The 26,902-nt window shown below is 66.9% G+C and carries 26 protein-coding genes; 19 read left to right on the top strand and 7 right to left on the bottom strand.

Features of this window, described 5'->3' with window-relative positions; genetic code table 11:
* Positions 1–2: 2 nt before the first annotated feature.
* Together BcFMB_RS07705 and BcFMB_RS07700 are read right to left on the bottom strand one after the other, a co-directional pair.
* Positions 3–1,478 (bottom strand): substrate-binding domain-containing protein, encoded by a 1,476-nt coding sequence (locus tag BcFMB_RS07705; protein ID WP_099721455.1) that lies wholly within the window; start codon positions 1,476–1,478, stop codon positions 3–5.
* A gap of 122 nt (positions 1,479–1,600) precedes the next feature.
* Positions 1,601–2,818, bottom strand: a complete 1,218-nt coding sequence (locus BcFMB_RS07700; protein ID WP_099721454.1) for an NADP-dependent isocitrate dehydrogenase — start codon at positions 2,816–2,818, stop codon at positions 1,601–1,603.
* A 129-nt stretch (positions 2,819–2,947) separates the two neighbouring features.
* Here BcFMB_RS07700 and BcFMB_RS07695 point away from each other — a divergent pair, with 129 nt between their 5' ends.
* From BcFMB_RS07695 to BcFMB_RS07630, 14 genes are all read left to right on the top strand, one after another.
* Positions 2,948–4,069 carry a GuaB3 family IMP dehydrogenase-related protein gene (locus BcFMB_RS07695; RefSeq protein WP_024541286.1) on the top strand — a complete coding sequence of 374 codons (1,122 nt, stop codon included), beginning with the start codon at positions 2,948–2,950 and terminating at the stop codon, positions 4,067–4,069.
* A 629-nt stretch (positions 4,070–4,698) separates the two neighbouring features.
* On the top strand, positions 4,699–5,466 hold the full coding sequence (locus tag BcFMB_RS07690) for an Rv3235 family protein (RefSeq protein WP_099721453.1): 768 nt from the start codon (positions 4,699–4,701) through the stop codon (positions 5,464–5,466).
* 42 nt (positions 5,467–5,508) lie between these two features.
* Positions 5,509–7,569 carry an AMP-dependent synthetase/ligase gene (locus BcFMB_RS07685; RefSeq protein ID WP_099721452.1) on the top strand — a complete coding sequence of 687 codons (2,061 nt, stop codon included), beginning with the start codon at positions 5,509–5,511 and terminating at the stop codon, positions 7,567–7,569.
* Between the two features lie 64 nt (positions 7,570–7,633).
* A complete protein-coding gene (locus BcFMB_RS07680) occupies positions 7,634–8,119 on the top strand; it encodes a peptide deformylase (protein WP_024541289.1) in 486 nt (161 codons plus the stop codon).
* Positions 8,120–8,375: 256 nt separating this feature from the next.
* Positions 8,376–9,278, top strand: a complete 903-nt coding sequence (gene rpsB / locus BcFMB_RS07675; protein WP_024541290.1) for a 30S ribosomal protein S2 — start codon at positions 8,376–8,378, stop codon at positions 9,276–9,278.
* Between the two features lie 81 nt (positions 9,279–9,359).
* The gene (gene tsf, locus BcFMB_RS07670; RefSeq protein WP_024541291.1) at positions 9,360–10,220 is read left to right on the top strand and encodes a translation elongation factor Ts; all 861 of its coding nucleotides are present in this window, start codon (positions 9,360–9,362) and stop codon (positions 10,218–10,220) included.
* 154 nt (positions 10,221–10,374) lie between these two features.
* Positions 10,375–11,121 carry a UMP kinase gene (gene pyrH, locus BcFMB_RS07665; RefSeq protein ID WP_024541292.1) on the top strand — a complete coding sequence of 249 codons (747 nt, stop codon included), beginning with the start codon at positions 10,375–10,377 and terminating at the stop codon, positions 11,119–11,121.
* A gap of 54 nt (positions 11,122–11,175) precedes the next feature.
* Entirely contained in the window at positions 11,176–11,730 is a 555-nt protein-coding gene (frr, locus tag BcFMB_RS07660) for a ribosome recycling factor (RefSeq protein WP_024541293.1), read from the top strand.
* A gap of 133 nt (positions 11,731–11,863) precedes the next feature.
* Positions 11,864–12,832, top strand: coding sequence for a phosphatidate cytidylyltransferase (locus BcFMB_RS07655; protein ID WP_024541294.1), 969 nt, complete (start codon positions 11,864–11,866; stop codon positions 12,830–12,832).
* 60 nt (positions 12,833–12,892) lie between these two features.
* On the top strand, positions 12,893–14,110 hold the full coding sequence (gene rlmN, locus BcFMB_RS07650) for a dual-specificity RNA methyltransferase RlmN (RefSeq protein WP_024541295.1): 1,218 nt from the start codon (positions 12,893–12,895) through the stop codon (positions 14,108–14,110).
* 195 nt (positions 14,111–14,305) lie between these two features.
* Complete coding sequence (locus BcFMB_RS07645; RefSeq protein WP_024541296.1) at positions 14,306–14,875, top strand: TetR/AcrR family transcriptional regulator; 570 nt, start codon at positions 14,306–14,308, stop codon at positions 14,873–14,875.
* A gap of 1 nt (position 14,876) precedes the next feature.
* The gene (locus tag BcFMB_RS07640; RefSeq protein WP_099721451.1) at positions 14,877–15,602 is read left to right on the top strand and encodes an ABC transporter ATP-binding protein; all 726 of its coding nucleotides are present in this window, start codon (positions 14,877–14,879) and stop codon (positions 15,600–15,602) included.
* Complete coding sequence (locus tag BcFMB_RS07635; RefSeq protein ID WP_099721450.1) at positions 15,599–16,351, top strand: ABC transporter permease; 753 nt, start codon at positions 15,599–15,601, stop codon at positions 16,349–16,351. The genes BcFMB_RS07640 and BcFMB_RS07635 overlap by 4 nt, the downstream gene beginning before the upstream one ends.
* Before the next feature lie 268 nt (positions 16,352–16,619).
* Positions 16,620–17,153 carry a DUF5067 domain-containing protein gene (locus BcFMB_RS07630; RefSeq protein WP_024541299.1) on the top strand — a complete coding sequence of 178 codons (534 nt, stop codon included), beginning with the start codon at positions 16,620–16,622 and terminating at the stop codon, positions 17,151–17,153.
* Positions 17,154–17,178: 25 nt separating this feature from the next.
* Here the strand turns inward: BcFMB_RS07630 and BcFMB_RS07625 are convergent, their stop codons facing one another.
* Positions 17,179–18,204: a helix-turn-helix transcriptional regulator gene (locus BcFMB_RS07625; RefSeq protein ID WP_099721448.1), complete on the bottom strand. Its 1,026-nt coding sequence runs from the start codon at positions 18,202–18,204 to the stop codon at positions 17,179–17,181.
* Between the two features lie 316 nt (positions 18,205–18,520).
* Between BcFMB_RS07625 and hisF the strand changes: the two genes are divergently transcribed.
* From hisF to BcFMB_RS07610, 3 genes are all read left to right on the top strand, one after another.
* Complete coding sequence (gene hisF, locus BcFMB_RS07620; RefSeq protein WP_026645266.1) at positions 18,521–19,291, top strand: imidazole glycerol phosphate synthase subunit HisF; 771 nt, start codon at positions 18,521–18,523, stop codon at positions 19,289–19,291.
* 66 nt (positions 19,292–19,357) lie between these two features.
* Positions 19,358–19,774 carry a phosphoribosyl-AMP cyclohydrolase gene (gene hisI, locus BcFMB_RS07615; protein WP_099721761.1) on the top strand — a complete coding sequence of 139 codons (417 nt, stop codon included), beginning with the start codon at positions 19,358–19,360 and terminating at the stop codon, positions 19,772–19,774.
* On the top strand, positions 19,771–21,327 hold the full coding sequence (locus BcFMB_RS07610) for a chorismate-binding protein (protein ID WP_099721447.1): 1,557 nt from the start codon (positions 19,771–19,773) through the stop codon (positions 21,325–21,327). The genes hisI and BcFMB_RS07610 overlap by 4 nt, the downstream gene beginning before the upstream one ends.
* 89 nt (positions 21,328–21,416) lie before the next feature.
* On the opposite strand, the gene BcFMB_RS07605 is transcribed toward BcFMB_RS07610, so the two are convergent.
* The 4 genes from BcFMB_RS07605 to BcFMB_RS07595 all read right to left on the bottom strand — a co-directional run bounded on the left by BcFMB_RS07605 (position 21,417) and on the right by BcFMB_RS07595 (position 23,651).
* Positions 21,417–21,803, bottom strand: coding sequence for a uracil-DNA glycosylase family protein (locus tag BcFMB_RS07605; protein WP_232513788.1), 387 nt, complete (start codon positions 21,801–21,803; stop codon positions 21,417–21,419).
* A gap of 12 nt (positions 21,804–21,815) precedes the next feature.
* Positions 21,816–22,010, bottom strand: coding sequence for a uracil-DNA glycosylase family protein (locus BcFMB_RS09880; RefSeq protein WP_232513787.1), 195 nt, complete (start codon positions 22,008–22,010; stop codon positions 21,816–21,818).
* 125 nt (positions 22,011–22,135) lie between these two features.
* Positions 22,136–23,188 (bottom strand): adenosine deaminase, encoded by a 1,053-nt coding sequence (locus BcFMB_RS07600; protein ID WP_099721446.1) that lies wholly within the window; start codon positions 23,186–23,188, stop codon positions 22,136–22,138.
* Positions 23,189–23,336: 148 nt separating this feature from the next.
* Complete coding sequence (locus BcFMB_RS07595) at positions 23,337–23,651, bottom strand: hypothetical protein (RefSeq protein ID WP_099721445.1); 315 nt, start codon at positions 23,649–23,651, stop codon at positions 23,337–23,339.
* Between the two features lie 239 nt (positions 23,652–23,890).
* Here BcFMB_RS07595 and BcFMB_RS07590 point away from each other — a divergent pair, with 239 nt between their 5' ends.
* Positions 23,891–25,975 carry a bifunctional indole-3-glycerol phosphate synthase/tryptophan synthase subunit beta gene (locus BcFMB_RS07590; protein ID WP_024541306.1) on the top strand — a complete coding sequence of 695 codons (2,085 nt, stop codon included), beginning with the start codon at positions 23,891–23,893 and terminating at the stop codon, positions 25,973–25,975.
* Positions 25,976–26,021: 46 nt separating this feature from the next.
* Positions 26,022–26,894: a tryptophan synthase subunit alpha gene (gene trpA, locus BcFMB_RS07585; protein WP_099721760.1), complete on the top strand. Its 873-nt coding sequence runs from the start codon at positions 26,022–26,024 to the stop codon at positions 26,892–26,894.
* Positions 26,895–26,902: the final 8 nt, after the last annotated feature.

The following is a 26,902-nucleotide window of genomic DNA, read 5'->3' as shown; positions in this document are numbered from 1 at the left end:
CGCTACAGGTCGGCGTCGGCGAGCGAGATGTAGCCGGGGTCGATGAGCGTCGTCTTGAGGTTGCCGGCGCTCACCGCGACGAGCGGCAGCGCCATCGTCGGCACGCCGTCGACGGTGTTGAAATGCCCCAGCACCGCCTGCGCGTCGCGCCGGTCGAGCGCGCGGCAGATCTCGGCGATGCCCGCGGCGTTGCCGTTGCGGTCGGCGAGGCCGGTCATCCACTGCTTGCCGGCGACGATGTTCGGGATGTTGCTCACATACGAGCCGTATCCGGTGATGATCGGCCAGCGGTTCGACGTCACCGGCGCGGGTCCGCCGTCCCCCCTGCCGCCGTCGTCGGATTTGTCGGCGCCGCCGCTCGGCGCCGATGTCGGCTCCGGCACCTTGCCGCGCTGCACGTCGCGTCGGCCTGCGATGTTGCCGAGGACGTCGCCGATCGTGATCGACGGGTTGATGTCGGCGGCCGTGCCGACGTAGCCCATGGCCGTCAGCCCCTTGATGACGCCGTCGGCGACGAAGTCGTTCATCGAGACGACGCCGTCGATCGGCGTGAAGGCGCCCTTGACGTTCGTGTGCAGACGTGACTTGATCTCGGCGGCGGCGTCGTCGCTTCTGCGCGCCTCGAAGGCCACGTCGCGCCAGTCGTCCGCCGTCGACGAGGCGGACAGCTTGAGCGACGGGCTGACGACGACGCCGGAGCGGAAGTAGGTACCGAGCACGCTCCACACGCCTTTGAACGCATCGCGCGCGAACCGCTGCTCGTCGCCCGGGTGCGCCGCCTCGCCGTCGAAGGGCAGCATGATCTCGATGCGCTTGGGGTTGTCCTTGCTCGTCTTGTCGAGTTCGAGCTTGTTGACGAGCTGCTGCGCCTGCATGCGGCCGATCTGCTCGGCGTCGCAGATCGACACGAAGGCGTCGGGCGTAAAGCCGGGGATGCGCGTCGACAGGACGACGACGTGCGCCCCGGCCTTCTTCGCCCGGTTGAGCGCGTCGGCGGTGCGCCGAAGCGCCTCGTCGGCCTTCGCGTCGTCGCCCCTCGCCGCGTCGGGCGTCTGCGTCGCATAGTCGCCGTAGTACTTCGTCGATTCGGCGGTGCGCACCGCCGGCGCGACGACGAGCGTGCGGCCGCCGTCGTTGCCTTCGATGTGCTCATGGACGTAGTCCTCGATGCTGCGGCTCTGCTTGTCGAGGTCGGCGTCGGCGTGCGTCGTGACGTCGCCGTCGTCGAATCCGCGGTCCGCGAGCGCGTCCGACGTGGCGTCGACGAGACGGTTCCAGGTGTTGAGCGGCACGTTCTGTGAGATCGTGAAGCTGTCGGTCGGCACGAACATCGCCACCGTCCCGGTCGTTGCGCTCGGCGCCGACGACGGCGGCGCGTCGGTCGCTGATCGCGAGCAGGCGGCCAGTGGAATCGTCAGGCCGCAGCACAGCGCCATCGCCATGCAGCGCCGCAGAATGGAAGGACCCGTGAGGGACATGCCGTACCGCTTTCTTGTGGGGAATGGGACGGGAACGATTGTACCCGAGGAAGTCGGCAAGACGCATGATGCCTCCCTCCCCGGTTGCGGGAGGGAGGCATCGGGGGGCGGAGCGTATGGGATCAGCCGCGCAGCGCCTTGTTCAGGTTCTCGTCGAGCGCGTCCATGAAGCCTTCGGTGTCGAGCCACGGATGATCGGGGCCGATGAGCAGCGCGAGGTCCTTCGTCATCTGGCCGCCCTCGACGGTCGCGATGATCGTCTGCTCGAGCTTCTCGGCGAAGTCGGCGACATCGGGCGTGCCGTCGAGCTTCGCGCGGTGCTTGAGGCCGCCCGTCCACGCGTAGATCGACGCGATCGGGTTCGTCGACGTCTTCTCGCCCTTCTGCCAGCGGCGGTAGTGGCGGGTGACGGTGCCGTGCGCGGCCTCGGCCTCGACGGTCTGGCCGTCGGGGGTCATCAGCACCGAGGTCATCAGGCCGAGCGAGCCGAAGCCCTGTGCGACGGTGTCGGACTGCACGTCGCCGTCGTAGTTCTTGCAGGCCCACACGTAGCCGCCGTGCCACTTGAGGGAGCTGGCGACCATGTCGTCGATGAGGCGGTGCTCGTAGGTGAGGCCCTCCTGCTCGTAGCGTTCCTTGTATTCGGTCTCGAACACCTCGGCGAAGATGTCCTTGAACTCGCCGTCGTATGCTTTGAGGATCGTGTTCTTCGTGGACAGGTAGACCGGGTAGCCGCGCAGCAGTCCGTAGTTGAAGCAGGCGCGCGCGAAGCCGCGGATCGAGTCGTCGAGGTTGTACTGCACCTGCGCGACGCCGGATCCCGGATAGTCGAAGACGAGATGCTCGATCGGCGCGGAGCCGTCCTGCGGTGTGAAGGTCACCGTCAGGCTTCCCGGGCCCGGGACCTTGAAGTCGGTCGCCTTGTACTGGTCGCCGAAGGCGTGGCGGGCGACGACGATCGGCTTCGTCCAGCCCGGCACGAGGCGCGGGATGTTCGAGATGACGATCGGCTCGCGGAAGATCGTGCCGCCGAGGATGTTGCGGATCGTGCCGTTCGGCGACTTCCACATCTTCTTGAGGCCGAACTCCTCGACGCGCGCCTCGTCGGGCGTGATCGTCGCGCATTTGACGCCGACGTGCTCGCGCTTGATCGCCTCGGCGGCGTCGATCGTCACTTGGTCGTCGGTCGCGTCGCGGTTCTGGATGCTCAGGTCATAGTAGTCGAGGTTGACGTCGAGGTAGGGCAGGATGAGACGGTCCTTGATGTCCTTCCAGATGACGTGCGTCATCTCGTCGCCGTCGAGCTCGACGACCGTGCCTTCGACCTTGATTTTCGTCATGGGGGATTCCTCCAATGAGTGATCGGAACGTTTCCATAGACATGCATAGCGCATGACTGTTTCGTCCACGGACGATTGTCCAAAAACCGCGTCGCGCCCGTGTCACAGCTGCGCATTAGCCTAGGAGCCATGTCTCAGGAAATTGAAATCGGCCTCGGCAAGAAGGGCCGCATCGCCTATGGTCTCGACGACATCGCGATCGTCCCGTCCCGCCGCACACGCGATCCGCAGGACGTCTCCACCGCCTGGCAGGTGGACGCCTACCAGTTCGACATCCCGGTCATCGGCGCGCCGATGGACTCGGTGACGAGCCCGAAGACGGCGATCGAGCTCGGCCGTCTCGGCACCGTCGGCGTCCTCGACCTCGAAGGCCTGTGGACCCGTTACGACGACCCGGAGCCGATCCTCGAGCATATCGCCGCGCTCGGCCCCCAGGAGGCCACCGCCTACCTGCAGCAGGCGTACGCCGAGCCGATCAAGCCGGAGCTCATCGTCTCGAGGCTGCATGAGATTCGCGACGCCGGCGTGACCGTCGCCGGCGCCCTGTCGCCGCAGCGCACGCAGCAGTACTACTCCACGGTGCTCGAGGCCGGCGTCGACCTCTTCGTCATCCGCGGCACCGCCGTCTCCGCCGAGCATGTCTCGACCGACCACGAGCCGCTCAACCTCAAGAAGTTCATCTACGACCTCGACGTGCCGGTCATCGTCGGCGGCGCCGCGAACTACACGGCGGCGCTGCATCTGATGCGTGCGGGCGCCGCCGGCGTCCTCGTCGGGTTCGGCGGCGGTGCCGTCTCCGCCGTGCGCAAGACGATCGGCGTGCATGTGCCGCTCGCGACGGCGATCTCCGACGTGGCCGAGGCGCGCCGCGACTACATGGACGAGTCCGGCGGCCGCTATGTGCAGGTCATCGCCGACGGCGGCATGGGCGACTCCGGCAGCTTCGTGACCGCGCTGGCGATGGGCGCCGACGCGTGCATGCTCGGTGCGCCGCTCGCACGCGCCAAGGAGGCGCCCGGCCACGGCAAGCACTGGGGCGCGGAGGCGCGCCATGCGACGCTGCCGCGCGGCTTCCGCTCCGACGTCGGCACCGTCGGCACGCTCGAGGAGATCCTGTACGGGCCGAGCCACATGGCCGACGGCATGACGAACTTCATCGGCGCGCTGCGGCGCGCGATGGCGTCGACCGGATACGTCGACCTTAAGAACTTCCAGCGTTGCGATGTCGTCGTGACGCCCACCGGACGCTGACCGGCGCCTCCCCGGGAACGGGGGCCGCCGCCGCATGGACGATGCCGTGCGGCGGCGGCCCCCGTTCCGCGTTCCGGCGACCCGCGATCGTCGGACATGGGATGCGTGGCGCCGGCGTGCATGGGGATGGGGTCGGCTTCGGCACATGAGTTTCCGCGTATGGCATAATGTGAGGGGATTGCGAAAATCGCAGAACTCGCAATTTGCCCACTATGTGGATTAGACAAATCTGCTTCAAATGTCCATATTTATGTTGTCGGTCACATAGTTCAATGTGCAAACGTATTCAACGGCGACGTCGGAAAACGCCCGAAAAGCAACATGTTAAGGGCTTAACGTCCGGGACGTTTTCCGTTATCCACAATGAATCATTGACGATGTGGATATCGGGGAGGTTTTCCACAAATGGACATCGGTTGCTGCAACCGTTGGTATTCCGCGCCGGAATACGCTACATTCGTGTTCGACGGGACGACCCGCCGGCCTCACGGTCCGCTCCGGGAAAGGCGGGCCCGTCATGATAAACGAAGTACAGCATCAGGGATATGGTTCGCGCGCCACGGCCACGGCGGGGCGCGCGGGGGAAGATCCCTGAGGGGCGGGCTCAACACAGGGGGAGGGAACACCCGATGAACGCCAACGACGACTATCGCCATGACGACCATGACGAGGACGACTACCGGTATGACGAAGACGGTTGCCGGCATGATGAAGACGACCGGCGACATGACGACTTCGCCGCCGCCGACGCTGTCGACGAGACCGACGACGCCGACGAGGAGGAGGATGTCCTCGATCTGGGACTGGCCGCGTTCTACAAGGAGATGGACGAGCGCAGCTGCAGGGAGTTCGACGAGGCGGTCGAGCGCGACCGCCGCCGCGCCGAACGCGCGCGCATCGAGGACATGCGCGCCGTGGATCGCATGCAGCGCGGCGCACGACGCCGCGCGCTGCCGTCCTACGACGGCGACATCCCGCTGGCGGTGCGCGACGAATCGCTGCACTACCATGTGCAGCTGTGCTTCGAGCACGAGTACACGGACGCCTACATCCGCAATCTGGTGATGCAGATCTGCCGCACCATCTGCGCGGCGGTCGAGGTCATGCGCGCACGCCAGACCGGCAGCTCGCTCGCCAAATACGTCAGGCCCGAATGCATCAGGCGCATCGAGACGATGCGCTCGGTGCTCGAAGGCAATCCGGACCAGCTTCCCGCGCCTGCGCTGCGCCTGCGCTACGCGCCGGTCATGCCGCGTCTCGTGCATGCGATGATGCTCAACGAGCAGACGCTGGAGATCTCGATCCACATCACGCTCGGCGCGACGCCCCACTGCGGCAACATGCGCCTCGTGCGCCATGGGTCGCGCTGGGTGTGCGACATGATTGACCTCGGCTGAAGCGCGCGGCCGCATGCGCGGCCGTGCGTTATAGTGGGAGGCATGCTCAGGGAATACGGACTCGACAATATCTACGTGACCACGCAGAAGGACACGGTATACTCGCTGCTGTCCGACCGCGCGATCGCCGACCCGGGCGACCTGATCGCCCAATGGAAGGACGAGCGGACGCGCCAGTGGAACGACGTGATGGCAGGGGAGATGCTCGCCCAGGTGCGCAGCGTCGCCAAGGGCCTCATGGCCATCGGCGCGAAGCAGGGCACGATGGTCGTGCTCTATTCAGCCACCTGCTACGAGTGGGGCGTCCTCGACTTCGCCTGCGCGGCGATCGGCGCCGTGTCCGTGCCTATCTACGAGACCGATTCGCTCAAGCAGGCGGCCTCGATCGTCGAGGAGGTCGATCCGCTCATCGCCTTCGGCGGCGACGAGGCGCATACGCATACGCTCGACTACATCGCCGCCGAACATCCGGGCCTCAAGCACGTCTTCAACCTCAAGAACGGCGCGCTCGACGCACTCATCGACTACGGCGAGGCGATCGATGACGACGAGCTCGACGAGGCGATCGGACGCGTGCGCGCTGACGACCTGCTGACGATCGTCTTCACGTCGGGCTCGACCGGCAGGCCGAAGGGCGCGATGCTGTCGCACCGCAACTTCACGCACATCGTCAAAAACGGCTACGAGATCCTGCCGGAGATGCTCTACGAGCCGAACCGTCTGCTGCTGTTCCTGCCGCTGGCGCATTGCTTCGCGCGCTACATCCAGTACACGGCGATCGGCGGCCACGGCGTCGTCGGCTACGCGCCCGGCGCGAAGCACCTGCTCGCCGACTTGCGCGGCTTCAAGCCGACCTACCTGCTCGGCGTGCCGCGCGTCTTCGAGAAGGTGTACAACGCCGCGTCGCAGAAGGCCGGCACCGGCATGCGCGGACGCATCTTCGCGAACGCCTTCAAGCACTTCGTCGCATGGTCGAAGATGGAGGTCGAGCACAAGCGGCCGTCGGCCGTCATGCGTATGAAGCACTCCTTCTACATGGGCACCGTCGCCTCGTCGTTCCGCTCGGCGCTGGGCCCGAACCTGCGCTACCTCGCATGCGGCGGCGCGCCGATCAACACCGACCTCGTGCATTTCTTCAACGGCATGGACGACATCACGTTCATCCAGGGCTACGGCATGACCGAGACCGCGGCGCCGATGGTCGTCAACTGGCAGAAGGCGAACCGCCCCGGCTCGGTGGGACGCCCCGGTCCCGGCATGGCGATCCGCACCGCCGAGGACGGCGAGATCGAGGTCAAGGGGCCGAACGTCTTCCTCGGCTACTACCGCAACCCGGACAAGACCGACGAGGTCCTCGATCCGAGCGGCTGGCTGCACACCGGCGACCTCGGCACGATCGACGACGAGGGATTCCTGTACATCACCGGACGCAAGAAGGACATCATCATCACCGCCGGCGGCAAGAACGTCTCCCCGGCGCCGATGGAGGGCACGATCTGCGAATGCCCGATCGTCGCGCACGCCGTCGTCGTCGGCGACAACCGGCCGTTCATCGGCGCCCTCGTGACGCTCGACCCGGAGATGACGCCGTCGTGGCTCGCCGAGCAGGGGCTCGACCCGCGCATGCCGATGGAGGACGTCGCCGAAAGCGACGCCGTCCACTCGTTCATCCAGCAGTACATCGACCGGGCGAACGCTGAGGTCTCGCGCGCCGAATCGGTGCGCAAGTTCATCGTGCTGCCCCGCGACTTCAGCCTCGAGGACGGCACGATGACCGCGAGCATGAAGGTCGTGCGCCCCAAGGTGCTCACGCGGTACGCCGAGGTCATCGACGGGGAGCTGTACGCGCCGGTGGCCGCCGTGCGCACGCCGAACGTCGGCATGCAGATCCTGGAAAGCACGACCGAGACGGTCAAGAAGGCCGGCGAAAGCGTGCGCGCCGCATCCGAGAACGTGACGCCGCGCGTGCGCCAGGCGATCGACAACGTCCATGAGCGCCTCGGCGAATGGCGCGACGAGCACGGCGACGCCGCGCGCGAACGGAACGACGACGCGCAGCCGGACGCCGGCGCCGATGCGAAGGACGATGCGGACGCGGCATGACGGCCGCATCCGCATCGGCGAACCAACACCCCAATAGAGGAACTGATATAACAGAGGAGCAACAGTGGCAATCCGTGAAATACGAGTCGTACCCGATCCGGTCCTGCGCACGCCGTGCGATCCGATCACCGAGATTACGCCGGCGGTGCGGCGCCTCGTCGAGGACCTGCTCGACACCGTCGACGACCCGGGCCGTGCGGGCCTGTCCGCCAACCAGATCGGCGTCGGTCTGCGCGCCTTCTCCTACAACATCGACGGCACCGTCGGCTACGTGCTTAACCCGGTGCTCGAGGAGACGCGCGGCGAACAGTACGGCGACGAGGGTTGCCTGTCGCTGCCCGGCCTGTGGTACAAGACGCGCCGCGCCGACTACGCGCGCGTGCGCGGCATCGACCTCGACGGCAACGAGGTCGTCCTCGAAGGCGACGGCATCATGGGACGCATGCTCCAGCATGAGACCGACCATCTCGACGGCCACGTCTACATCGATCGGCTCGAGAAGGACGAGCGTCGCGCCGCGATGCGCCGCATGCGCAGCCTGAACTCCTGACCGTTCGAAGCGACCCGTGTGCGCCCCTCGCGGAACCATTGATTCTGGGAGGGGCGCATGCTATATTCGTCAGCGGTGTGCCAACCGGCGCCCCGTGCAGTCGCGCGCATGGGACGCCACCGAACATCCCCAACCGGCGCACCATGACAACGCGCCATGCGAGCGACGGCTTGTGTCGGTCGGTCGAGCCCCCGGGGCGAGATTGCACGCAATGCCGCATGGCCAGGCAATAACCGACAAGAAAGGTAGCGATACCATGGCTCAGATCACGATGAGCGAGATGCTCAAGGCCGGTCTCCAGTTCGGACACCAGACCCGCCGTTGGAACCCGAAGATGAAGCAGTACATCCTCACGGAGCGCAACGGCATCTACATCATCAACCTGTTCAAGACGCTCGACCTGATCGACGTCGCCTACGACTTCATCAAGACGACCGTCGCGCACAACGGCACGGTGCTGTTCGTCGGCACGAAGAAGCAGGCTCAGGAGGCCATCAAGACCCAGGCCACCCGCGTGAACATGCCGTACGTCTCCGAGCGTTGGCTCGGCGGCATGCTGACCAACTTCCAGACCGTCTCCAAGCGCGTCACGCGCCTCAAGGAACTCGAGGAGATGGACTTCTCCGACGTGCATGGCTCTGGCCTGACGAAGAAGGAGCTCCTGCTCCTCGAGCGCGAGAAGGACAAGCTGGAGAAGCAGCTCGGCGGCATCCGCAACATGAACCGCACGCCTTCCGCGATGTTCGTCGTGGACGTCAACAAGGAGGCCCTCGCGGTCGAGGAAGCCCACAAGCTCGGCATCCCGGTCGTCGCGATCGTCGACACCAACGCCGATCCGGAGACCGTCGAGTACCCGATCCCGGCGAACGACGACGCGATCCGCGGCATCGAGCTGCTGACGACGCTCTTCGCTGACGCCGTCGCCGAAGGCCTGCTCGAGCGTTCCGGAAAGAGCGCACAGAGCGAAGGCACCTCCACCGAGCAGCCGATGGCCGCCTGGGAGAAGGAACTGCTCGAGAACACCGACCGTGAGAACGCAGTCGTCACCGAGAGCGCCGTGCTCAAGGACGACGAGGCCGAAGGCGCCTCCTCCGAGGCCGCCCGTTCGGACGCCCACTTCGAGGCCGCGCAGGCCGAGCAGGACACCGAGGCCAAGTGATCCCGAGCGGATGGCGGCGACCCGCCGCCATCCGCCTGCCTCCATACACTTTTTCTTTTCAATTCAACCAAGGAGACATCAATGGCAGCAATCACCGCAGCATTGATCAAGCAGGTCCGCGAGGAGACCGGCGCCGGCATGATGGACGTCAAGAAGGCGCTCACCGAGGCCGAAGGCGACGTCGCACGCGCGAAGGAGATCATCCGCGCCAAGGGCATTCAGGCCGCCGGCAAGCGTGAGGGCCGCAAGGCCCAGGAAGGCACGATCGCGTCGACCGTCGTCGATTCCGCGAACGGCCAGACCGGCTACGCCGTCGAGCTCAACTCGGAGACCGACTTCGTCGCGAAGACCCCGAAGTTCGTCGACTTCTCGAACACCGTCCTCGCCGACGCCGTCAAGGCCGACGCGAACAGCATCGACGACGTCCTCAACGCGCCGTCCGCCGACGGCGACGTGAAGACCGACATCGAGGAGGCGGCCGCGCTGTTCGGCGAGCACGTCAAGGTCGGCCAGTTCGCGAAGATCACCGGCCCGCGCGTTGAGATCTACGCCCATAAGAAGTCCGCCGAGATGCCGCCGAGCATCGTCGCGATGATTGCGACCGACGAGGCCGGCGCCGCCGTGGCCCATGAGGCCGCGCTGCAGATCTCCGCGATGGGCGCCCGCTGGCTCACCCGCGAGGACGTCCCGGAGGACGTCGTCGAGAGCGAACGCCGCGTCGCCACCGAGAAGTCGCTCGCCGAGGGCAAGCCGGAGAAGATCGTCCCGAAGATCGTCGAAGGCCGCCTCAACGCGTTCTTCAAGGAGAACGTGCTGCTCGAGCAGGCCTACGTCAAGGAACCGTCGAAGACGATCGGCGACCTGTTCAAGGAGGTCGGCGGTCAGGCTCTCGCCTTCGCCCGCCTCGAGGTCGGCAAGGGCCCGGAGGCCGACGTCGACTGACGCGACCGCGCATCGATGATGAACGCGGATGGGGCCGCGCGCCGTGAGGGTGCGCGGCCCCATCCGCGTTCATATGCCTCCCCGCCGCGGTGTCGAACGGCACCGATACTCTGAAAGACGGTATTTTGCGATCCATCGACGAGGAAGGCATGATATGGCAGAGGAAACGACGCAATCCGAACCGCGCAGGGTGTTGCTCAAGCTCTCGGGGGAGGCCTTCGGCGGCGGCAGCGTCGGCATCGACACCGGTGTCGTGCGGCGCATCGCCTCCGAGATCGTGCCGGCCGTCGAAGCCGGCGTGCAGGTGGCGATCGTCACCGGTGGGGGCAACTTCTTCCGCGGCGCCGAACTGCAGCAGGCGGGCATCGATCGTTCCCGCGGTGACTATATGGGTATGCTCGGCACCGTCATGAACTGCCTCGCGCTGCAGGACTTCCTCGAGCAGGAAGGCCAGGCGACGCGCGTGCAGACGGCGATCACGATGGGGCAGGTCGCCGAGCCGTACATCCCGCTCAAGGCGATCCGCCACCTCGAGAAAGGCCGCGTCGTCATCTTCGGCGCCGGCGCCGGCATGCCATACTTCTCGACCGACACCGTCTCGATCCAGCGTTCGCTCGAGATTCACTGCGATGAGGTGCTCATGGGTAAGAACGGCGTCGACGGCGTCTACACCTCCGACCCGCGCAAGGACCCGGACGCAAAGCGCTTCGCGCGCCTGAGCTACAAGCGCGCGCTCGTCGACAACCTCGCGGTTATGGACGCCTCGGCGATGGCGATGGCGCGTGACAACGACCAGCACATCCGCGTGTTCGGGCTCGAGGCGCCCGGCGACGTCACCCGCGCGTTGCTCGGCGAGTCGATTGGTACGCTGGTGTCCAACGGGGAGTCGCAGCTGGCATGAACGCCGTGTGACGCCCACGACGCCGACAACAGGTTTCATCAAAGGAGAACAAACATGGCAAATCTTGTGGATCAGGCCAAGGCGCAGATGGCGAAGTCCGTCGAATCGACGAAGGAGAACTTCTCCGGCATCCGCACCGGCCGCGCCAACCCGGCGCTGCTCAACGGCATCGTCGTCGAATACTACGGCGCGCCGACGCCGCTCAAGTCGGTTGCCACGATCGGCGTGCCGGAGCCGCGCACGCTGTCGGTGACGCCCTTCGACCCGTCGCAGGCGAACGCCGTCGAGAAGGCGCTGCGCGACTCCGACCTCGGCGCGAGCCCGCGCCGCAACGGCGCGCAGATCCTGCTGACGATGCCGGAGCTCACTGAGGACCGCCGCAAGGAATACGTCAAGCTCGCCAAGACGAAGGCCGAGGACGGCAAGGTCGCCGTGCGCAACATCCGTCGCAAGACGAAGGAAGCGATCGACAAGGCCGTCAAGGACGGCGAGATGGGCGAGGACGAGGGCGATCGTCTGCTCAAGGATCTCGACAAGGTCACCAAGCAGATCACCGATGAACTCGACGCCCTGCTCGAAGGCAAGCAGAAGGAGATCATGGAGGTCTGATCCTCCCCGAGACGATGCGCCTGCGCGCGACCGCCACGGCTTCAAGCGACGCCCGGCGCGCAGGCGCATCCTTGTTGTGCACCGGGCGGACCCCGCCGGTGCACGTCGTCGCGCATGTTCCCGAAGGAGGGCCATGATGCCGCATATGCAGCAATCCCGTGAGGCCGAAGAGAAGCTTCAGCAGATCAACAAGAGGACCGGCAGGAACATGCCGCAGGCCGTCGCCACGGCCGTTGTTCTCATCGTGATCATCCTCGCGTGCCTGTTCATCAGTCCGATGCTGTTCGCGCTCCTCGTCGTCGTCTTCATGCTCCCCGCGCTGTGGGAGCTGCGCGTGGACTTCGCGACGCGCGGCCTGCGCATCCCTGTGCTCACGCTCTGGATCTGCTCGACGGCGACGCTGCTCTCCGTCTACTTCTGCGACCGCCATGTCGTGGCGATGGCCGTCGGCGTGCTGGCGTCGCTGCTCGTCGTCGCCGTCACGGCGAGCCTGCAGATCACGCTCAACGGGCGCACATCGAAGGTCGTCGCCGGCAAGGCAACGACCGCGACGCCTGCACAGGCGCAGCCGCGCGCCGACGAGCCGCACAGCCGCCTGACGCAGGTGGCCGTCTCGATGTTCACCGTGCTCTACATTCCGCTGCTCGCTTCGTGCATCATCATGCCGCTCACCTTCAACGGGCATCCGGTCGCCCATGCGATCCTCATCGTGTTCATGCCGGCGCTGAGCGACACCGGCGGTCTGTTCGCCGGCGCGTGGTTCGGCCGGCACAAGCTGTGTCCGACGATCTCGCCAAAGAAATCGGTCGAAGGTCTGCTCGGCTCGATCCTGTTCGCGATGGCCGGCTGTTTCGCCGTCTTCGCGTGCACCTACGAGGCGCCGATGTGGGCGTCGCGCTGGTGGGTGCCGATCGTCGCCGGCGTCATGATCGGCGTCGTCGGCACTTTCGGCGACCTGTGCGCGTCGCTGATCAAACGTGATCTGGGCATCAAGGACATGGGTCACCTGCTCAAGGGGCACGGCGGCATCCTCGACCGCGTCGACTCCATCCTGCTGTGCGCGCCGTTCATCTGCGTGCTGCTGTGGATGACCGGTCTGTGACGTCTGAGCGCCGCGCACCGTCCGAACCATCACGATTCCCCGAGGAAAGCCGATTCCATCATGAACTCCAACGACACCTTCCGCCCCGCCGCGCATCCGCATGACGACGCGGACAGCGGCATCACGCCCGGCGGCACCACCGGGGCGTTCCGCGACGTGCTCGCGAAGGACCACGCTCGACGGGGCAAGCCGCCGCTGCATTTCGCCGACATGACCGTCGACGAACGCGAGGAGCGCGCGAAGGAGCTCGGCATGCCGAGGTTCCGCGTCAAGCAGCTCGCCAACCACTACTACGGCCGTTTCGACGCCGACGCCGCCGATTTCACCGATCTGCCGGCGGCGCTGCGCGAACCGGTTCAGGAGGCGTTCTTCCCGACACTGATCGACGAGGTGACACGTCAGGTGGCCGACGACGGGCAGACAATCAAGACGCTGTGGAACCTGTTCGACGGCTCGAAGATCGAATCGGTGCTCATGCGGTATCCCAACCGCACGACGCTGTGCATCTCGTCGCAGGTCGGCTGCGGCATGGGCTGCCCGTTCTGTGCGACCGGCCAGCTGGGGCTGACGCGCAACATGTCCACCGGCGAGATCCTCGAACAGGTGCGCATCGCCGCCGGCATGATGGCGCGCGGCGAGGTCGCGGGAGGTCCGGGGCGTCTGAGCAACGTCGTGTTCATGGGCATGGGCGAGCCGATGGGCAACTATCGCGCCATCGTCTCCGCGGTGCGTCAGATCGGCGCGATGCCGCCCGACGGCTTCGGCATCTCGACGCGCAACATCACGGTCTCGACCGTCGGCGTCGTCCCCGGCATCCGCCGCCTCGCGCAGGAGGGGCTGCCGGTGCGCCTCGCCGTGTCGCTGCACGCGCCGAACGACGATCTGCGCGACGAGCTCGTGCCGATGAACAGGCGCTTCAACGTCGATCAGGTCCTCGACGCCGCGCATGACTACTATCTGGCGAGCAAGCGGCGCGTGAGCATCGAATACGCGCTGATGCGCGGCATCAACGATCAGGAGGTGCACGCGCGCCAGCTCGCGAACAAGCTCAACCACTACGGCGACAACTGGGCGCATGTCAACCCGATCCCGCTCAACCCGATCGAGGGGTCGAAATGGACGGCGTCGAAACCCGAGGACGAGGCGAGGTTCCTTGAGATCCTGCATGACGCCGGCATCACCGCGACGCTGCGCGACACGCGCGGCCAAGACATCGACGGCGCCTGCGGACAGCTCGCCGCCAAGACGATCGACATGACGATGCCGCAGCGTTCCTGAGCGCCCGCAGGCCGCGAAGGCCCGCCCATCCACGAACGGATGGGCGGGCCTTCATCGTGTCGGCGGCCGAAATCGGCCCTGCGCAATCGCCGGAACTTGCGCCGAAGAGGGACGCTAAGTAATGTAACAACTGTTACGTAACACCTGTTACATTATGTTCCGCGCGTTGAAGTACGCGCGGGGAGGGAGGCCGCGATGCCGCGCGCACAGCAATACACACGCGAGCAGATTGTCGAATCCGCCTTCGCAATCGTGCGTGAGGACGGGGAGGATGCGCTGTCCGCGCGTTCGCTCGCCGCACGCCTCGGTTGCTCGGTGCGTCCGATCTTCAGCCGCTTCGCCGGCATGGAAGAGGTGCAGCACGCCGTCTGGCGGCGAGCGAACGAGACGTACAACGCCTTCGTCGCCGACGCGATGGAGCGCGGCACCGACCGTCCATATCTGTCGAGCGGCCTCGCCTACGTCGACTTCGCCAGACGCGAGCCGCAGCTGTTCGCGATGCTGTTCATGCGTCCGCGTACCGACGAGGAGATGAGGCAGGCCGAACGTGACGTCGAGCCGATCGTGGCGATCGTCGCCCGCCAGCTCGGCGTCACCGAGGCACGGGCCCTCGAATTCCACACGCAGCTGTGGGTGTATGTGCACGGCCTCGCCACGATGATCGCCACACGCTACCTCGACTGGGATGCCGACTTTGTCGAACGCTCCACGTCGCAGGTCTACCGGGCTCTCAAGGCGGACCTCGAATCCGGAAAGGAAGCATGAGATGGATGCGATACGCACCGTCGATCTGACGAAACGGTACGGCGACCTCGTCGCCGTCGACCATGAGAACATCACCGTCGCCGAGGGGAGTCTCTTCGCGCTGCTCGGCGTCAACGGCGCCGGCAAGACGACGACGATCTCGATGCTCACCGGGCTGACGCGCCCGACGAGCGGCGACGCCTACCTGCTCGGCAAGTCGATCCTCAAGGACGGCGCATGGATCCGCGAGCGCATCAACGTCGCGCCGCAGGAGACGGCCGTCGCGCAGAACCTTACGGTCCGGGAGAACCTCGAGCTCATCGCCGGCATCTACGGGCAGCCGCATGCGAAGGCCGTCGCGAGCGCGCGCCACGTCATCGACGTGTTCTCGCTCGCCGACGTAGCCTCGCGGCGCGCGTCGGCGCTGTCGGGAGGCATGCGCCGGCGTCTGAGCATCGCGATGGGGCTCATCACGTCGCCGAAGATCCTGTTCCTCGACGAGCCGACGGTCGGTCTCGACGTGTTCGCGCGCCGGGAGCTGTGGAAGGTCATCGCGTCGCTCAAGGGCAGCACGACGATGCTGCTGACGACGCATTACCTCGAGGAGGTCGAGACGCTTGCGGACATGGTCGCGATCATGGTCGCCGGCAGTGTCGTCGCAACCGGCACCGTCGAGCAGCTCAAGGAGAAGACGGGCGCGTCCACGTTGGAGGACGCGTTCGTCGCGTTGGCGGGAGGTGCACGATGAGCGCGCGCAGGGTGTGGCTGTTCTCAGTGCGTACGGTCAAGGAGGTGCTGCGCGCTTCGGTGAACCTGTTCTTCGGCATGGCCTTCCCGGCGCTGCTGCTGTGGGCGTTGTCGGTCATCTACCGTCAGGTCGGTCAGATGCCCGGCGCGCGTGCCATGTCGATCGGCGATCTGACGGCGTCGATCGCGGCCTATGCGCCGGTGTTCCTGTCGTTGTTCTCGGGGATGCTGCTGGCGAAGGACCGTACGTCGAGCTTCCTGGCGAGGTTGTTCGTCTCGCCGATGACGTCGGCGGATTTCATGTTCGGCTATACGGTGCCGATGCTCGTCGTCTCGCTTGCGCAGTCGCTTGTCACGTTCCTGTGCGCGGGCCTGTTCGGCTGGCATGTCTCTGCGCGTCTGCTGCTGGGCGTCGTGGTCGTGCTGCCGGTCGCGCTCATGTATACGGCGATTGGGCTGCTGTGCGGCTGTGTGATGAGCGATCGCGCGGTCGGCGGCGTGTGCGGGGCGATGCTCACGACGCTGGCCTTCATCCTGTCGGGAGTCACCGTGCCGTTGGCGATCATGGGGGAGACGTTCCGCCGTATCGTGCAGGCGTTGCCGTTCTATCATGCGACGCAGGCGGTCGTCGCGGCGCTTGGCGGCGCCGACGGTCGGATCTGGCCGCATCTGTGGATCGTGTGCCTGTATGCGCTCGTGTGCATGGCGGCGGCCGTCGCTGTCTTCGCGTGGCGCAGGCGGGAGCGCTGAAGGCGGCGGAGATGCCCTGTCGGCGGCGTGGTCACAGGGGTCGATGTGAAGATTCGTTGAAGGCGTCTTACAGTGAGACCGTCGACGGCGCCTTCAACGTGCACCCCGCTACAATGCCCATGGACATAATCGGGGTGCGCGGCCGGGCCGCATGCCCCGTGCAGGCATGACGAGAAACGAGCATCGTATGGGTGGAGCGCACGCGAGAAGGTCGCCGGCGGCGGGCGGCCACGCGCGTCGGCGACGGGGGAGGAAGGCCGGAGCCGGCATGGCGGCGCTCGGCGGCGGCGCGGCGCTCGTGCTCGCGCTGGGCTTCCTCGGCGGATGGCAGGCGAAGGCGATGAGTGCGCCTCCCGTACTGCAGGCCGCGCCCGCGGAGACAATCGATGTGCGCGGCGCGGCCGGCGACGGGGAGGTCGAGGAGGCCTCGACTCAGACGAGCGCGACGACGAAGCGGCCGACGATCGAATCGGTCACGGCGGTGCACGCGACGGACGACGCGCAGGGCCGCGCGACGGTGCTGCTCACCGTCGAATGGGAGAACACGACGGCGTACACGACAGGGCTGGTGCCGACCTTCACTGTCTCGCAGCACGGCATCGTGCTCGAACAGGCCGCCTACGGCGAAGAGAGGCCGGCTGGTTTCGAGGACGCGTCACGCTTCCGCAAGGTGCTTCCCGGCACGAAAACATCGATCCAGCTCGCCTATGTGCTCCTCGACGCGGCGGCGCCGGTGCTGCTGCAGGTGACGGACGGCACACCGAACACCTTCGGCAGCGAGATCGCGCTCGAGATGCGCTGACGCACGCCATGCCGGCGCGCGCCGTTCAGCGCCGGTCGCGGCGTTCGGCGATCGCGTTCGTGACGATCGACGCGATTGCGCACAGCAGGCCGCCGATGACCCACGACATCCAGAACATGCCTTTGGGGCCGCCGTCGAAGAAGAACAGCATCGAAAGGCCCACAATCGTCGCGACGATCATGATCGTGCCGCAGATCGCGCCGTTGACGCCCTCGACCGTGTCCATGCTGCGGCTGCGCTCCTCGCGGATCGCCGCCTTGTTGTACTCCTCGACGTTCACGCGCGCGTAGTTCATGCCACCGTACGTGCATGCGGCCACGCCGCCGGCGACGATCATCATGAACAGTGCGACCGGCCATCCCTCGTCCATGTGCATGACGCCGTCGGCGTAGACCATGAAGCCGCAGGCGATGAGGATCAGGCCGACGCCGAAGATGAGGCTGACCGCGAGCGTGTGCGCCGCCTGACGGCGGTCCTCGCCGGTGTAGAAGTCCTCGACGAAGGGATGGCGGCGCATGAACTCGGCGTGGCCCAGACCCGCGGGCACGAAGAACGCGAGCGCGACGAGCACGCCGATCGAGATGCACAGGAACACGAGGAATTCGCCGATCGAGGCCGACACCGGCACGCTGTTGTCGCCGTCGAACAGCAGGCCGACGCCGACGCCGAAGATGACGGCGAAGACGCCGGCGACGATCTTGCGGTCGAAGGAACGCATGTGCTCGTCATAGCCGGTGATGTCCTGCGGCAGCGCGGACGGCTCGGCGAGCATCGTCGCGCCGGCGCCGACGGGCGCTTTTGGGCGTTCGTCCCCGGTGTCGTCGGCCGCTGCGGTCTCGGCGCGTCCGTCGCGCACGTCGCCGATGACGAGATCGTCGAGCGTCACGCCGAACAGGTCGCACATCATCAGCAGCTTGTCCATCTCCGGATAGGCCTTGTCGCCCTCCCATTTGCTGATCGCCTGTCTCGAGACGCCGAGCAGCATCGCGAGCTGCTCCTGCGTCATGTTGCGTTGGGCGCGCAGGTACTGCAGATTGTCCCTGAAGGTCATGTCCGTGTCCTTTCCTGACCGTGGCCGTATCGACGCTACCGTCGTCGGCTCCATGGCACCAACTATGCCCGGTATGCGAAAGCCGCGCTACCACCTTTCGGTTGCATCGGCGGATGCAACCGTCGACTTCCGCGGCAACCTGCGGTTGCATCCGCGCGGTTCCAACGATTTCGCGTCCCGGAACGGCTCGGGGATGCAGGCCCGGCCGTTTCGGCATGCGGTCGCGTGGGCGGCGCGTGCGGCGCGTTGTAACAGGGAATCGGTACGCTGGTGGCGTTCCGTGTTGAGTCAGCAACGATTCGAAAGAGGTGCGACCATGCCGTTGGCGGTCCGTGTTATCCCATGTCTCGACGTCGACGCCGGACGCGTCGTCAAAGGCGTCCACTTCGAGAACCTGCGCGATGCGGGCGACCCGGTCGAGCTCGCCGCCGAATACTACCGTCAGGGCGCCGACGAGCTGACCTTCCTTGATGTGACCGCGTCGAGCTCGCATCGCCAGACGATGATCGATGTCGTCACGCGCACCGCCGAGCAGATCTTCATCCCGCTGACCGTCGGCGGCGGCGTACGCACGCCCGAGGACGTTGATTCGCTGCTGCGCTGCGGCGCCGACAAGGTGGGCGTGAACACGGCTGCGATCAACGATCCGACGCTGATCTCCCGCGTCGCCGAACGATTCGGCAACCAGGTGCTCGTCCTGTCCGTCGACGCGCGCCGCGAGCGCGGCGAACGGCATACGCGTTCGGGATTCGAGGTCACGACGATGGGCGGACGCAAATCGACCGGCATCGACGCGCTGTGGTGGGCGAAGCGCGCCGAGGAGCTCGGCGCCGGCGAGATCCTGCTCAATTCGATGGATGCCGACGGCACGCAGCAGGGCTTTGACCTTGAGATGATCCGTGCGATGCGCGAGGTCGTCTCGATCCCCATCATCGCCTCGGGCGGCGCGGGCAAGGCCTCCGACTTCCCGCCGGCGGTCGCGGCCGGCGCCGACGCCGTGCTCGCCGCGTCGATCTTCCATTACGGCAAGGTCACGATCGGCGAGGTCAAGGACGCACTGCGCGCCGCCGGCTACACGGTGCGCTGAGCGTGCGCGGCATGCGCGCGTATGATGATGTGGTCTGTTGTTCGCGAACGATGATATGGGAGCATGATGGGCAGCGAAGCTGAGAAGACCTACGACAATTTCGTGATGCTCGACCCGCGCATCAAAGCGCGGCTCAAGTACGACGACAAGGGGCTCGTGTGCGCCGTCGTCCAGCAGTACGACACCCGTGAGGTGCTCATGGTCGGCTACATGGACGACGAGGCGCTGCGCCGCACGCTGACAGGCGGCCGTGTGACGTTCTGGTCGAGGTCCCGCCAGGAGTATTGGCGCAAGGGGGACACCTCCGGCCATGTGCAGTACGTGAAGTCGGTGAGCCTCGACTGCGACGGCGACGCGCTGCTCGTCGAAGTCGACCAGGTCGGCGCGGCGTGCCACACCGGCAAGCGCAGCTGCTTCGACGAGGGCGGTCTGCTGCCGGCCGTCGTCGGCATGCGCCCCGAAGGACAGGAGGAGCAGGCATGAGCGTCAACAGCGTGTCCGATCTGGGCTGGGGGGAGACCTGGCCGAGCCGTGAGCGCTTCCATGCACTGGCGGCCGAAGGTTACCGTATCATCCCGATCGTGCGCAGGATCCTCGCGGATTCGCTGACACCGGTCGGCCTGTACGAGCGTCTCGCCGGACGACGTTCCGGCACCTTCATCCTCGAATCGGCCGAGACGAGCGGCACATGGAGCCGCTACAGCTTCATCGGCGTCGATTCGATGGCACAGCTGCGTTCGAACGGCGGGCGCGCCGACTGGCTCGGCACCGTGCCGGCGGGCGTGCCGCGCGACGGCGACGTCATCGACGTGGCGCGCGCGACGCTCGACGTGCTGCATGCGCCGCGGATCGACGGTCTGCCGAACCTAACGGGCGGCCTCGTCGGCAACGTCGGCTGGGACGTGATCCGCCATTGGGAGCCGACGCTGCCGGCGAACGCGCCCGATGAGACCGGGCAGAGCGAACTGACGCTCGCGCTGGCCACCGACATCGCCGTCGTCGACCACAAGAACGGCTCGGTGTGGCTCATCGCGAACGCCGTGAACGTCGACGACCGCCCCACGCGCGCCGACGCCGCCTACGACGAGGCGGTCGCCCGCGTGGAGCTCATGCAGGTGCGGGCGGCCACGCCGACGCAGGACGAGTTCCGCGTCGACGTGCTCGACCCCTCGATTCCGCAGCCCGAACTGCGGTTCCGGACGAGGAAAGAGGACTTCCTCGCGATGGTGGAGCGTTCGCGACGCCACATCATCGACGGCGACGTGTTCCAGGTCGTCGGCTCGCAGCGTCTCGACATCGACTCGCCGGCCGACCCCTTCGACGTCTACCGTGTGCTGCGCACGCTCAACCCGAGCCCCTACATGTACTTCATGACACTCACCGACGCGCAGGGCCGCGACTTCAACGTCATCGGCTCGTCGCCGGAGACGCTCATCAAGGTCGACGACGGCCTGGCGATGAGCTTCCCGATCGCAGGCTCCCGTCCGCGCGGCGCGACGCCGGAGGAGGACGAGCGGCTGCACGACGAGCTGCTCGCCGATCCCAAGGAACGCAGCGAGCACATTATGCTCGTCGATCTGGCGCGCAACGACCTGAGCCGCGTGTGCGAACCCGAATCGGTCGAGGTCGTCTCGCTGATGGACGTGCTGCGCTACAGCCACATCATGCACATCTGCTCGACCGTCACCGGACGGGTGCGCCCCGACATGACCGTCATGGACGTGTTCACGTCGGCGTTCCCGGCCGGAACGCTCTCCGGAGCGCCCAAGCCGAAGGCGATCGAACTGATCGACCGGATGGAACCGGCCGACCGCGGCATCTACGGCGGCACCGTCGGCTATTTCGACTTCTCCGGCAACATGGACATGGCGATTGCGATCCGCACCGCATTCATCCGCGACCATCAGGCCTCGGTCCAGGCGGGGGCCGGCCTCGTGCTCGACTCGGTGCCCGAGAACGAGTGGATGGAGACGCGCAACAAGGCCGGCGCGAGCGTCGAGGCGATCAAGATCGCCGCGCAGCTGCGCCGCGTGTGATCCGCACCGCGACGGCGAGGGCCCCGGGACGCCGATGATACGGCGTCCCGGGGCCCTTTTGCCCATGCAGGCGTGAGTCCGGCCGGCCCTCAGTCGTCGAGCAGCGCATGCACGTGCTCGCGCAGCGCCGGGACCACCGTCTCGTCGAACCACGGATGCTCGGTGCGCCAGATGTCGGTGCGGCCGGAGGGGTGGACGATCGGGAAGTACTCCGGCAGGTACCGCGCGAAGTCCCTGACCGTGTCCTCGAGGCGTGCCTTCGGATCCTGGCCCAGATAGTAGCGCACCGCGTATGAGCCGGCGAGGATCGTCAGCCGCACATGCGGCAGCAGCTTCATGATCTCGGGATGGAAGGTCGGTGCCACCCACGGACGCGGGCCTTCGTCGCCCTTGCCGCCCGCTTTGTCGCCGAGGTAGTAGAAGTCCATCGGCACGAGCGCGAACTTGCCCGATTCGTAGAAGGTCTCCCTGTCCACGCCGAGCCATGCTCACAGCGTGTCGCCGCTGCGGTCGTCCCAGCACAGCCCGCTGCGCTGCGCGTCGAGGCTCGGCGACTGGCCGACGATCGTGATGACCGCGTCCGACTGCGCCGAGAACACCGGCCTCTCGCCGCGCGCGGTGAATGCGGCGTCGCGCGGGTCGTCGATGATCTGCCTGGTGATGGATTCGATGGTTGCTGCCATGGGTGCGCTCCTTATGTTCGTCCTTCCCACCGGCTTGCCATGCGCCGCAGCGCAAGGCATGGCACGGCGGCCGCTTTTGCGCCGAAGGCGTCATGCGGCGGTCGCGCCATGGGGCGCATGCCACCTCACAGGCCGTGCGCGTCGCGCCAGTCGGCGAGCCGTGCACGCATGCGCTCCTTGTCGGCGTCGCCGGCGAAGGACGCCTCGATCGAATTGGCCGCGAGCGCGGCGAGCGTGTCAGGCGGCATGCCGGCCCCGGCGAGCGCGGCGTAGTTGGCGGCGGCGTAGCCGCCGAAGTAGGCGGGATCGTCGGAGTTGATCGTGCAGACGAGCCCATCGCGCACCATGCGCGGCAGCGGATGGTCGTCGATCGAGCCGACGACCTGCAGGCGCAGGTTGGACAGCGGGCAGCAGGTGAGCGGTATCCGGTCGCGGATCAGCCGGGCTTCGAGCTCGTCGTCGTCGAGCACGTGGATGCCGTGGTCGATGCGTTCGGCGTGCAGCAGGTCGAGCGCCTGGCGGATGTAGTCGGCGGGCCCCTCCTCGCCGGCGTGCGCGACGGCGTGCCATCCGAAGGAGCGTGCGCGGGCGAACTGGTCGACGAACATCGACGGCGGATAGCCGACCTCGGCGGAGTCGAGGCCGATTCCGACGATCTCGTCTTTGCGCGCCTGTGCCATGTCGAGAATCCGGTCGGCCGTGGCGACGTCCATGTCTCGTACGAGGCTCAGGATCAGCGCGCCGGTGACGCCGTAGCGTTTCTCGCCGATCCGCAGGCCTTCGCGCAGACCGTCGAGGACGTCGTCGTAGGCGACGTGGTCGGTGAACGCGTGCACCTGCGGGTCGAAGAAGATCTCGGCGTGCATGACGCCGTCCGCGGCCGCCCGCCTGAGGTAGGCGAGCATGAGGTCGCGGAAGTCGTCGGCCGTGCGCAGCGTCCTCATCAGCGCGTAGTAGAGGTCGAGGAAGGACTGCAGGTTCTCGAAGCGGTACTGCGCCCGCAGCTCGTCGAGCGTGCCCCAGGGCAACGGCACGTCGTTGCGGCGGGCGAGTTCGAACGCGAGTTCGGGTTCGAGCGTGCCCTCGATATGCAGATGGAGCTCCGCCTTCGGCATCGTCGCCAGCGCGTCGCGCGCCGTCTTCTCGTCATCGTTGGTCGTGTCGTTCGTGTCGTTCATCGTCGTCCTTCCGATCGGTGGGCCGTGTGCGGCCCTGTCTCCCAGTGTAGGACGAGCCGCACGGCGTCCGATGCGGCGGATACGAGAAGACGGGGCGCGATCGATGCGATCGCGCCCCGTCTTCTCGTCGTGGACCGGATGTGTCCGATCAGTCGTCGAGGTTGAGCTGGCGGCCGAAGCGGTCGTTGAGTTCGACCTGCTCCTCGGTGGCCTTGGCCTCTTCGGCGGCCGCCTTGCCTTCGGCCTTGTCCTTCTTGTCGTCGGCCTTGTCGGTGACCTTCTCGAGCTTGGCCTGCGGGTCGCCGGCGGCCTTGACGATCTTCTCGTCCTCCTTGGCGATCACCTTGGCGGCGTGCTCCTCGGCGCGCTCGGCGCGCTTCTCGTCGCGGTTCGCCTCATGCTCCTCGTGACGCTCCTCCATGCGGTCCTTGAAATCCTCGAAGTGTTCCTTGATGTCTGCCATGATCGGCTCCTTTCGCCATGTGGTATGGGCTACGTTCCATTAGACCACCGCCGGAGCCGCCGGCGGCCGCTTTTCCACTCTCAAGTGAAACTTTTTCGGTGCCGGCGATGTCGTGTTAGGCGTGTCGCGGCGGACGCGACCACCATTCAGACGCCGACATGCGCTCGTCATCCGCCATCCGTTAGAGTGGCCCATGGCGGGAAGGCCCCGTCTTCGCCATCGCATTCCCAAGGAGGAGCATGTCGGTTTTGGATGAACTGGTAGCGGGCGCGCTCGAGGATCAGCGCGACCGCGCACGTGTCACGTCGCTGGACGAGCTCAAGGCCATGGCGGCCTCGGCTCCGGCCCCGATGGACGCGAAGCGATGGCTCAGGCGCGACGACGGCGTACCGGTGATCGCCGAGATCAAACGCGCATCCCCGTCCAAGGGCCATCTGACCGACATCGACGACCCCGGCTCGCTCGCCTGCGAATACGCGCGCGGCGGCGCCAGCGCAATCTCGGTGCTCACCGAAGGCCGGCGCTTCCTCGGTTCGCTCGACGATCTGGACGCCGTGCGCGCCGCCGTGGACATCCCCGTGCTGCGCAAGGACTTCATCGCGACCGACTACCAGATCTGGGAGGCGCGCGCGCACGGCGCGGACATCATCCTGCTCATCGTCGCCGCGCTCGACGACGACACGCTCGGCCGTCTGCTCGCCCTCACCCATGAGCTCGGCATGACGGCGCTCGTCGAGACGCACACCCGTCAGGAGATCGAACGGGCGATTGCCTCCGGCGCGCAGGTCATCGGCATCAACGCGCGCAACCTCAAGGATCTGCGCGTCGACGTCGGCCGGTACGCGGAGCTCGCCGACGACCTGCCCGACGACGTCATCAAGGTGGCGGAATCGGGCGTCTTCGGCGAAACGGAGGTCGAGGACTACGCGCGCGCCGGCGCGGACGCCGTGCTCGTCGGCGAAGGCGTGGCCACGGCCGACGACCATGAACTCGCAGTAGAACGTCTAGTGAAAGCAGGAGCCAAGGTGAAGGCCTCGGAAGCACAGCCACTCAGCACCCATCACGGTCCGTATTACGGACGCTTCGGTGGACGGTACGTCCCCGAGGCGCTCGTCACAGCGCTCGACGAGCTCGAACGGGTGTACGAGGACGCCAAGCGCGACCCGGAGTTCCACAAGGAGCTCGCACGTCTCAACAAGCAGTACGTGGGACGCCCGTCGCCGCTCACCGAAGCGCCGCGCTTCGCCGAACGCCTGCGCGAACGCACCGGCCTCGACGCGCGCGTCTTCCTCAAGCGCGAGGACCTCAACCACACCGGCGCGCACAAGATCAACAACGCGATCGGTCAGGCGCTGCTCGTCAAGCGCATGGGCAAGACGCGCGTCATCGCCGAGACCGGCGCCGGCCAGCACGGCGTCGCGACGGCCACCGTGTGCGCGATGCTCGGCCTCAAATGCCGCATCTACATGGGCCAGATCGACGCGCGCCGCCAGGCGCTCAACGTCGCGCGCATGCGCATGCTCGGCGCCGAGGTCGTCGAGGTCACGCTCGGCGACCGCATTCTCAAGGACGCGATCAACGAGGCGCTGCGCGACTGGGTGACCAACGTCAGGGACACGCACTACCTGCTCGGCACCGTCGCCGGCCCGCATCCGTTCCCGGAGATGGTGCGCGACTTCCAGAAGGTCATCGGCGAGGAGGCGAAGGAGCAGCTGCGCGACTGGTACGGCATCGACCATCCGGACGCGATCTGCGCATGCGTCGGCGGCGGCTCGAACGCGATCGGCATCATGAACGCCTTCCTCGACGACCCGCGCGTCAACCTCTACGGCTACGAGGCGGGCGGCGACGGCCCCGAATCGGGACGCCACGCTATCCGCTTCGCCCCGGGCACCGGAGAGCTCGGCATGTTCCAGGGCGCGAAGAGCTATCTGCTCGAGAACGACGAGGGCCAGACGCTCGACACCTATTCGATCTCGGCGGGCCTCGACTACGCGTCGGTCGGCCCCGAGCACGCCTGGCTCAAGGAGATCGGCCGCGTCAACTACTCGTGGGCGACCGACGGTGAGGCGATGAGCGCGTTCAAGGACCTGTGCGAGACCGAGGGCATCATCCCGGCGATCGAGTCCTCCCATGCGGTCGCCGGCGCCTACAAGGCGGCGGCCGACCTCAAGACGAGGGGCTACGAGCACCCGGTCATGATCATCAACATCTCCGGCCGCGGCGACAAGGACATGAACACCGCGGGCAAATGGTTCGGCTATCTGACCGACGAGCAGAGCAAGGCACTCGAAGCGAATGGAGCACAGGGTAACAATGCGTGAGACGATCGAAATCATCGACAACGGCGACGGCGAGGTCATCGCCGACATGACCGAGACGACGGCGGCCGCGCCGTCGGGCCAGCCTCTGGGCATCGCGCACCGGCCGAGCCCGTGCCGCCGGCTGTTCGCCGACTACAAGGCGCAGGACAAGCCGGCCTTCATCGGCTATCTGCCCTTCGGCTTCCCCGACCCGGACCTGTCGCTCGAGGCGTTCCGCACGATGGTCGACAACGGCACCGACATCGTCGAGATCGGCCTGCCGTACTCCGACCCGGTCATGGACGGACCGGTCATCCAGGCGGCCAGCCAGATCGCGCTGCGCAACGGCGAGCGCATCGCCGACGTGTTCAGGGCCGTCGAGACGGTCGCGAACGCCGGCGGCGTCCCGCTCGTCATGAGCTACTGGAACCTGATCTTCCACTACGGCGTCGAACGGTTCGCGACCGACTTCGCGAACGCCGGCGGCGCCGGCCTGATCACGCCCGACCTGATCCCCGACGAAGCGGGGGAGTGGATCGAGGCGTCCGACCGCCATGGTCTCGACCGCATCTTCCTCGTCTCCCCGGACTCGACCGACGAACGCCTGCGCGTCGTCGCCGAGAACGCGCGCGGCTTCGTCTACGCGGCCGCCCGCATGGGCGTGACCGGCGAACGTTCGACGCTCAACGACTCCTCGCGCGAGCTCGTCGCACGCACGCGCGCCGCCGGCGCCGAGAACGTCTGCGTCGGCATCGGCGTCTCGACGCCCGCGCAGGGCGCCGCCGTCGGCCAGTACGCGGACGGCGTCATCGTCGGCTCGGCGCTCGTGCACACGCTGCTCGACGAGCAGGGCGACGTGCGCGACCCCGTCCAGGGCCTGAGCGCCCTGGCGAACACGACCGCCGCCCTGGCCGACGCGATCCACGGCTGCCGCCGGTGAGCCGCTGA

It is taken from the genome of Bifidobacterium choerinum (assembly GCF_002761235.1).
Lineage (GTDB): Bacteria > Actinomycetota > Actinomycetes > Actinomycetales > Bifidobacteriaceae > Bifidobacterium > Bifidobacterium choerinum.
This window is presented reverse-complemented; position numbering and strand designations above follow the sequence as displayed.

Excerpts from the sequence above, each read along its gene's own strand:
- BcFMB_RS07630 (WP_024541299.1), top strand. The coding sequence starts at position 16,620 with ATGGCGGCGCTCGGCGGCGGCGCGGCGCTCGTGCTCGCGCTGGGCTTC.
- BcFMB_RS07690 (WP_099721453.1), top strand. The coding sequence starts at position 4,699 with ATGAACGCCAACGACGACTATCGCCATGACGACCATGACGAGGACGAC.
- BcFMB_RS07685 (WP_099721452.1), top strand. The coding sequence starts at position 5,509 with ATGCTCAGGGAATACGGACTCGACAATATCTACGTGACCACGCAGAAG.
- BcFMB_RS07610 (WP_099721447.1), top strand. The coding sequence starts at position 19,771 with ATGAGCGTCAACAGCGTGTCCGATCTGGGCTGGGGGGAGACCTGGCCG.
- BcFMB_RS07590 (WP_024541306.1), top strand. The coding sequence starts at position 23,891 with ATGTCGGTTTTGGATGAACTGGTAGCGGGCGCGCTCGAGGATCAGCGC.
- hisI (WP_099721761.1), top strand. The coding sequence starts at position 19,358 with ATGGGCAGCGAAGCTGAGAAGACCTACGACAATTTCGTGATGCTCGAC.
- trpA (WP_099721760.1), top strand. The coding sequence starts at position 26,022 with ATGACCGAGACGACGGCGGCCGCGCCGTCGGGCCAGCCTCTGGGCATC.
- BcFMB_RS07695 (WP_024541286.1), top strand. The coding sequence starts at position 2,948 with ATGTCTCAGGAAATTGAAATCGGCCTCGGCAAGAAGGGCCGCATCGCC.
- pyrH (WP_024541292.1), top strand. The coding sequence starts at position 10,375 with ATGGCAGAGGAAACGACGCAATCCGAACCGCGCAGGGTGTTGCTCAAG.
- BcFMB_RS07625 (WP_099721448.1), bottom strand. The coding sequence starts at position 18,204 with ATGACCTTCAGGGACAATCTGCAGTACCTGCGCGCCCAACGCAACATG.
- BcFMB_RS07645 (WP_024541296.1), top strand. The coding sequence starts at position 14,306 with ATGCCGCGCGCACAGCAATACACACGCGAGCAGATTGTCGAATCCGCC.
- BcFMB_RS07635 (WP_099721450.1), top strand. The coding sequence starts at position 15,599 with ATGAGCGCGCGCAGGGTGTGGCTGTTCTCAGTGCGTACGGTCAAGGAG.
- BcFMB_RS07595 (WP_099721445.1), bottom strand. The coding sequence starts at position 23,651 with ATGGCAGACATCAAGGAACACTTCGAGGATTTCAAGGACCGCATGGAG.
- BcFMB_RS07655 (WP_024541294.1), top strand. The coding sequence starts at position 11,864 with ATGATGCCGCATATGCAGCAATCCCGTGAGGCCGAAGAGAAGCTTCAG.
- rlmN (WP_024541295.1), top strand. The coding sequence starts at position 12,893 with ATGAACTCCAACGACACCTTCCGCCCCGCCGCGCATCCGCATGACGAC.
- BcFMB_RS09880 (WP_232513787.1), bottom strand. The coding sequence starts at position 22,010 with ATGGCAGCAACCATCGAATCCATCACCAGGCAGATCATCGACGACCCG.
- rpsB (WP_024541290.1), top strand. The coding sequence starts at position 8,376 with ATGGCTCAGATCACGATGAGCGAGATGCTCAAGGCCGGTCTCCAGTTC.
- BcFMB_RS07705 (WP_099721455.1), bottom strand. The coding sequence starts at position 1,478 with ATGTCCCTCACGGGTCCTTCCATTCTGCGGCGCTGCATGGCGATGGCG.
- tsf (WP_024541291.1), top strand. The coding sequence starts at position 9,360 with ATGGCAGCAATCACCGCAGCATTGATCAAGCAGGTCCGCGAGGAGACC.
- BcFMB_RS07640 (WP_099721451.1), top strand. The coding sequence starts at position 14,877 with ATGGATGCGATACGCACCGTCGATCTGACGAAACGGTACGGCGACCTC.
- frr (WP_024541293.1), top strand. The coding sequence starts at position 11,176 with ATGGCAAATCTTGTGGATCAGGCCAAGGCGCAGATGGCGAAGTCCGTC.
- BcFMB_RS07700 (WP_099721454.1), bottom strand. The coding sequence starts at position 2,818 with ATGACGAAAATCAAGGTCGAAGGCACGGTCGTCGAGCTCGACGGCGAC.
- BcFMB_RS07600 (WP_099721446.1), bottom strand. The coding sequence starts at position 23,188 with ATGAACGACACGAACGACACGACCAACGATGACGAGAAGACGGCGCGC.
- hisF (WP_026645266.1), top strand. The coding sequence starts at position 18,521 with ATGCCGTTGGCGGTCCGTGTTATCCCATGTCTCGACGTCGACGCCGGA.